The sequence below is a fragment of the Oscillibacter sp. genome (assembly GCF_032060045.1).
Lineage (GTDB): Bacteria > Bacillota > Clostridia > Oscillospirales > Oscillospiraceae > Oscillibacter.
This window is the reverse complement of the sequence record NZ_DAMBZJ010000058.1, coordinates 2,794-9,407: the sequence shown is the minus strand read 5'-3', so window position 1 is coordinate 9,407 and position 6,614 is coordinate 2,794. Positions and strand designations below refer to the sequence as shown.

Genomic DNA, 6,614 nt, shown 5'->3' with positions numbered 1-6,614 from the left:
CTGCCGCCAAGGGAGCAATGCGTCCTGTCGGCGGCATATGGTATGTGTCATCATGACCTATGCAGTGAACCTTTCACTCTAAGGATTTCTTTAAACACAGAGAAAGAACAATATTGGGATAGAGATAACAATGACCATCCTTCCGAAAGAAGATGGTCACTTACTTTGGCTCCAGCATTGCCTTCACCGTTGCGGTTATGATTTTGAGATCACGTTCATCGCACCGGAAAAGCAGCCGCATCAGCTGTTCTTTTTCGTTCTCTGTATGTGAGTTCTTCGGGTAGAAAATATTGTCTGCCGGGATGTTCAGCACAAGAATGAGTTTGCATAGCACCTCGAAGCTGGGCTGCTTATGTTCGTTCTCCAGTGCCATTATGTACCGACCTGTTATACCAATGTGCTCGGCAAGCTCTTCCTGTGTCAGGCTGGCTGAGATTCTGGCCTGTTTGATGATTTGACCGAGTTTATTTAAAATAGCCTCCACTTAGCGTTCACCTCCTATGCTATTTTACAGTTCGGGTGAAGAAAGTGGAACGCTTTGCAATTTCTTTATTCTTACGAACTAATAGAGCGTGTGCATTAAATCATATCTTCATTTTAATTGATTTACATAGGCACTCATGATACAATTAAGATACATTTGTGCCCTTTGAAAGGAGTTGCCTTATGATTAAAATCCTAATTGTTGAAGATCAAGCCTCAATACGTGAGTTGATTGCAATAAATTTAAGTAGAATGGGATATGACTGCGCAACCGCCAACAATGGAAAAATGGCGGCTGACTTGATTGAAAAAAACACATATGATTTAATCCTGCTGGATATTATGCTGCCTGAAATTGATGGATACGAATTGATCAAATATATTGAACCTACAGCTACACCGGTTATCTTTATCACTGCCAAAGGAAGTTTAAAAGACCGTGTTAAAGGACTGCATATGGGAGCAGATGATTATATTGTTAAGCCTTTTGAAACTGAGGAAATGATAGCACGGGTAGAATCTGTACTACGCAGAGCAGGCAAGGGACAGACATTGCTCGAAATTGATAATGTGAAAATAGATATTATCCAAAGAACCGTAAAAAAAGAAGATCAGCCTATTTTTTTAACGGCAAAAGAATTTGATTTGCTTGTAATGTTGGTGCAAAACAAAAATATTGTCCTTTATCGAGAACGATTATATGAAAAAGTATGGAATGAAGAATGGCAAGGAAATACCCGCACTATTGATCTCCATATACAACGCTTGCGAAAAAAGTTGGATTGGGCAGATAAAATCCAGACAGTTTACAAGTTGGGATATCGGCTGGAGGTGGAATAGTGAAACTATGGGCGAAATTGACATTAACAATCTCGCTGATTGTTGTAATCCTGTTTTCTATATGTAGTTACTTTATTATTCAAAAAAGTTTTGATTTCGCTATGGAGCAAATTATCCGCCAGTATCAAATGCAACATACGAACTATCGTATTTTTATAGAGGAAAAAGCATATGCAGATGAATCAAATATTGATGGCAGTTTACGAACGCTTTATGAAGCGGCGGAATTTGTGGGCGGCTTAAATAAAACAGCCCTTTATACTGCTGAAAATGAAAAGCTATATTCTTCGTATGGAATGACTACAGACATAGATTTCATAGAAGAACTGATTGCCTTAAAGGATGGGTACCACATCAAGAAGCATTCCGATGGCTTTGTTTTGGGAGTAGTTTCGACATTCATTGTAGAGAAAAAAGAGGTTTATTTTATTACAATTAATGATATCAGCGATGTGTTTGTGCAAAGGGAAATACAATATAGACAAGCTCTATTACTGGGCACCGTGTTGCTTATCTGTGTCATAATTTTTGTATGGATTTTTTCTAAATATATTACTTCCCCTATTGAAAAGCTGTCGATTATCAGTGAACGAATAGCGGGTGGCTCCTACGGCGACAGAACTCATATCACCACCAATGATGAGGTCGGAGTGCTGGCAAAGAGCTTCGATAAAATGGCAGAGGCCGTGGAAGAAAAGATAAATTGCTTAGAGCAGGCGGTTCGCTCCAGAGAGGACTTTGTTGCAAACTTTTCTCATGAGCTCAAAACACCTATGACCGCAATCATGGGCTATTCCGATATGCTAAGAAGTCACCAAAACAGCCCTGAAATCCAAATCAAGGCTGCAGATTACATTTACAAAGAAAGCAAACGAATTTCAGAGCTTTCTTTCAAACTGATGGATTTAATGGGGCTATCCGATGAGCATATCTCGATAGAGCCGGTAGATGTCCAAAAGCTAAAGATTAATATGGATGCTCGTTTTATTTGGAATATGCAGCCCGCTGTTGTCTGCGCAGATAAAACTCTCGTCACTTCGGTATTAAAAAACCTTTGCGATAATGCTGTAAAAGCAGAAGCAACCGAAGTTTTAATTAGAGGGTGTGTAGAAGAAATCAAATATAAAATAACGGTTAGCGATAATGGAAAAGGCATTTATGAAAAAGATATATCCAGAATAAAAGAACCTTTTTACATGTCTGATAGATCTCACGCCGGAACAAATGATGGCTTTGGCTTAGGGTTGACACTTTGTGAGAGAATAGCGAATCTTCATGGTACTTCGCTAATATTTGAAAGTGTGATTGGAGTTGGCACGGCGGTAGGGTTTGAACTCCAACTACATGAACCTGAACAATGATGCCAGATTTTATGATACAAGTTAGATACAACTCTTTGTTAAACTGTTTTCAGTTGCAAAGAGTTGTTTTTTTTAAGGAGTGAGTATATGAACAGGAATTTCAAAAAATCAATCGTTGCTATTCTGTTGGTCAGCGTGTTCATTTTTAGCGGCTGTTCCAATCAAGAATCTGACGAATATAAAACATCAGAAGAAAGTAGTAAAGTTGAACCTTTATCTGGAACCTTGACGGTCAATACCTACTCTGATGGTGCGATCATGAACCATGCTCAGGATTTCATTGCGCTTCACCCAAATGTGAAAATTGAAATGAAAATGCCGGATATGGGCGAATGGGAATCTGAAACCCTTGAACAGTACGGTGTGCGTACCGCCATAGAAATTATGAGTGGAAACGGAGCCGACCTCATAGACCTATCCCATTTTTCAGCATATCGGTACGCCGGAAGTGAGCTACTCTGCAATCTATACGATTTTATGGATAACGACCCTAATTTTAATAAAGCAGATTATTATGCAAATATTTTTACCGCAAAAGAAATAGATGGCGCACTGTATACTATGCCCTTTTATTTTACTTACGACATGATGGTGGTCAGCCGTCCTTTAACGGAGCGCCTCTCCACCGATTATGATGTGTTGGATTATGAATCTATCCTTGATATATACGAGTCTGTACTTTCTCTTGGACTTAGCCCGGAGCCTCGTATTCTGCCGGGGATTGTGAAAGAATACTTTTTTGGCTATGAATTTCCGGCTTATTACGATACAAACACAGGAGAAGCATGGTTTGACAGTGCCGAGTTTGTGGAGTATTTAGAAAAGACCAATACAATTATTACCCCCTACGATCCTGTCAATATGGAATGGGATAAGACCAGAATTGCGCAAGGCAATGATGATTTTATGAAATCCGACTATGTATTCTGTGGCTTAGATGTGACAGCCATTGATGTTTATAATCTTTTAGCCGATTACACCAACATATCCACACCTGTTCCGATTGTAAGCAGCGGCGGCGATGCTATGTTCAAAACGATGCAGGCTGAATACGGCATCCCAACAAGCAGCGACAACAAGGAGCTTGCGTGGGAGTTTTTGAAATTTTGTGTGGAGGAAAAATCCCCTCCCGACTCCTCTGACAGAGAAAAGGCGCAGGAGTATGTTATGAATTATCACACATGGGTGCCAATTAATATCAAAAACTTTTATCATTCATTTCGCCTGCAATGCGAATTGGATATCGATATGTTTGGGGATTCTTTCCAGTGGAAAGAGAGCAATCCCAAAGATGGAATAGATGAGATGCTCGCCCTTGTCCATGAATGGAACTTAAAGCGGAACAGAGCAGAATCTGAAACAGAAATATGGTTTCTAATTCATTCGGACTTAGAAAATTATTACTACTATGACCTTGCTACAGCAGAAGAAACTGCCGCTATCATTCAATCCAGAGTTGCTGCCTATTGGGGAGAGCAGAGATAAGCACTTCCTCTTGGACGTAGAATAAGCGGGAAAGGAGGAAATGATGAAATTTAAAAAGGGTCTGCCGTACCTACTTCCCAGTCTTTCAGGGCTATCGGTATTTTACCTCATCCCCTTTCTGTTGTCATTTTATTACGCATTGATCAATAACATGGGCAGCAAAAAGTTCGTTGGATTACAAAATTTCATAAATACGGTTCAAAATCAAATGTTCCAAAAAGGGTTGTTCAACACTGCTGTTTTTATGATAATCAGTATTCCTATTTTGATTTTCATTGCTTTGCTTATTGCATTGCTATTAAAACGAATGCACCGTGGTCAAGGTGTCTTGATGGCCATATTGATGTTCCCGATTATCATCCCTTCCGGTGTAACCGCACACTTTTGGAAGTCAATTTTTGATGTTAATGGGCTGGTTAATAAGACACTATATAGCTTTGGCTTGCCTATTATCAATTTTGCAAGCAGCGGGTGGGCAATATTAATCCCGATTATCATATATCTTTGGAAAAATACAGGATTTTCAGCAGTAATTTTTTACGCAGGAATGAAAAGGATTCCGATGGAATATTACGAGTATGCCAGCTGCACAGGAGCAAGTCCGTGGCAGCAATTTCGCCACATTACATGGACTTACCTTTCGCCGACCACATTTATCGTTTTGATTTTATCGTTTATTAACTCGTTTAAAATATTTAAGGAACTTTATATTCTTTATGGGAATTATCCCCCGGATCATCTATATATGTTGCAGCACTATATGAATAACCAATTCTTTAGCCTAAATATGCAGAAGCTGACTGCCGCATCTTATATCCTGATTTTTTTAATCGGCATGGTAATTTTCGCTTTGTTTTATAGACAAAAAAAGCTGTCCGATACATTTACCTCGCTCGAATTAGGCGGGCACATACCAAAACCTCAGACAAAGCGCTTACAAATCATCAGTCTTTTACCCGCTGTCATGATTGCGCTTGTTGTATTGCTACCCCTGCTCTTTACTGTTTCTAACTCCATCATGAGCAGCCATGAAGTTGTAAACCGATATACGACAGAAGTAACAACTTTTAATGCTTCAGATTTAGCAAGAAATGGCCTGCATTTTGTAAACATGGGGTTTTACCCAAATAATCCGACACTGGAGCAATATCGAAGCCTTTTACTCGATCATCCTACATATTGGCGGTTTTACGGAAATTCCATCCTTATGACCCTGCCTATTGTATTTGGGCAGTGCATTGTTTCATGCCTTGCGGCCTATGCATTCGAGAGGATGCAATGGAAATATAAAGAGGTTCTGTTTTTTGGATATATTGCTATCATGATGATGCCGCTACAGGTTCTCTTGGTACCGAACTATTTGGTAGCCGACTTTTTGAATCTTCGGGATAGCTACGCTTCCATCATTCTTCCGGGAATTTTCAATCCGTTAGGTGTCTTTTGGATTAGACAGCATCTAAAAGGATTTCCGCAGGAATGCATTGAAGCCGCAGAGTCAAGCGGTGCTTCCGAATGGAAAGTGTTTCGTTACATTGTTTTGCCAAATATGAAACCGGCTGTTATCTCCCTCTTCGTCTTGACATTCGCCGAGTATTGGAATGTCATAGATCAAGCAGTGGTACTGATAAAATCAATTTACAAACAGCCGCTATCTATTCATTTGGGAAGTATGCTCAGTGTGGAACCTGGAATGTTCTTTGCGGGAGCCTGCCTATATCTTATCCCCGCTGGCTTTGTCTTTTTTATAGGGAAAAATTATCTTATTGACAGTGGTATATTACCTGCTCTTAGAAATAAAAAGTAACTCTTATTTTAGCGACTGCTGTTCGAAAGGAGGGTGCAGATATGGCGAGCTTATCACTTAATCATATTTATAAAGAATATCCCGGTGGTCTGGCTGCTGTTTCAGATTTCTGTTTAGAAATAGTAGATAAGGAATTTATCGTTTTGGTCGGGCCGTCCGGCTGCGGCAAATCCACGACACTCCGAATGATTGCCGGTTTGGAGGAAATCACAAAGGGCGAGCTGTATATCAATGGTTATATGGTCAACAAACTCGCACCCAAAGACCGCCATATTGCTATGGTCTTTCAGAGTTACGCCCTATATCCGCATATGACTGTGTTTGATAACATGGCGTTTGCCCTAAAGGTGCATAAGATCTCCAAGAATGAAATAAAGCGCCGTATAGAGGAAGCGGCAAATATGTTAGATATACTCGACCTGTTGGATCGTATGCCAAAATCTCTGTCCGGAGGGCAAAAACAGCGTGTGGCTTTAGGCCGTGCCTTAGTTTGTGAATCTCAGGTTTTCTTGTTTGATGAGCCTCTATCCAATTTGGATGCGAAACTTCGTGGGCAGATGCGGACTGAGCTAATTAAGCTGCACAGGAAGATGAATACCACTTTTATATATGTTACACACGATCAGACAGAGGCTCTGACG

6 protein-coding genes are annotated in these 6,614 nt (G+C 40.1%); 5 read left to right on the top strand and 1 reads right to left on the bottom strand.

The window, feature by feature from the left end; translation table 11 throughout:
* Positions 1–160 precede the first annotated feature (160 nt).
* A complete protein-coding gene (locus RT018_RS15115) occupies positions 161–484 on the bottom strand; it encodes a helix-turn-helix transcriptional regulator (protein WP_312943152.1) in 324 nt (107 codons plus the stop codon).
* Positions 485–666: 182 nt separating this feature from the next.
* Here RT018_RS15115 and RT018_RS15110 point away from each other — a divergent pair, with 182 nt between their 5' ends.
* The 5 genes from RT018_RS15110 to RT018_RS15090 all read left to right on the top strand — a co-directional run.
* Positions 667–1,323: a response regulator transcription factor gene (locus RT018_RS15110; RefSeq protein ID WP_312943151.1), complete on the top strand. Its 657-nt coding sequence runs from the start codon at positions 667–669 to the stop codon at positions 1,321–1,323.
* Positions 1,323–2,684, top strand: a complete 1,362-nt coding sequence (locus RT018_RS15105; RefSeq protein WP_312943150.1) for a HAMP domain-containing sensor histidine kinase — start codon at positions 1,323–1,325, stop codon at positions 2,682–2,684. The genes RT018_RS15110 and RT018_RS15105 overlap by 1 nt, the downstream gene beginning before the upstream one ends.
* 87 nt (positions 2,685–2,771) lie before the next feature.
* Positions 2,772–4,169: an extracellular solute-binding protein gene (locus RT018_RS15100; protein ID WP_312943149.1), complete on the top strand. Its 1,398-nt coding sequence runs from the start codon at positions 2,772–2,774 to the stop codon at positions 4,167–4,169.
* Between the two features lie 43 nt (positions 4,170–4,212).
* Positions 4,213–5,973, top strand: coding sequence for an ABC transporter permease subunit (locus RT018_RS15095; protein ID WP_312943148.1), 1,761 nt, complete (start codon positions 4,213–4,215; stop codon positions 5,971–5,973).
* Between the two features lie 41 nt (positions 5,974–6,014).
* Positions 6,015–6,614, top strand: a 600-nt coding sequence (locus RT018_RS15090) for an ATP-binding cassette domain-containing protein (protein WP_312943147.1), incomplete at its 3' end; no start/stop codon positions are given.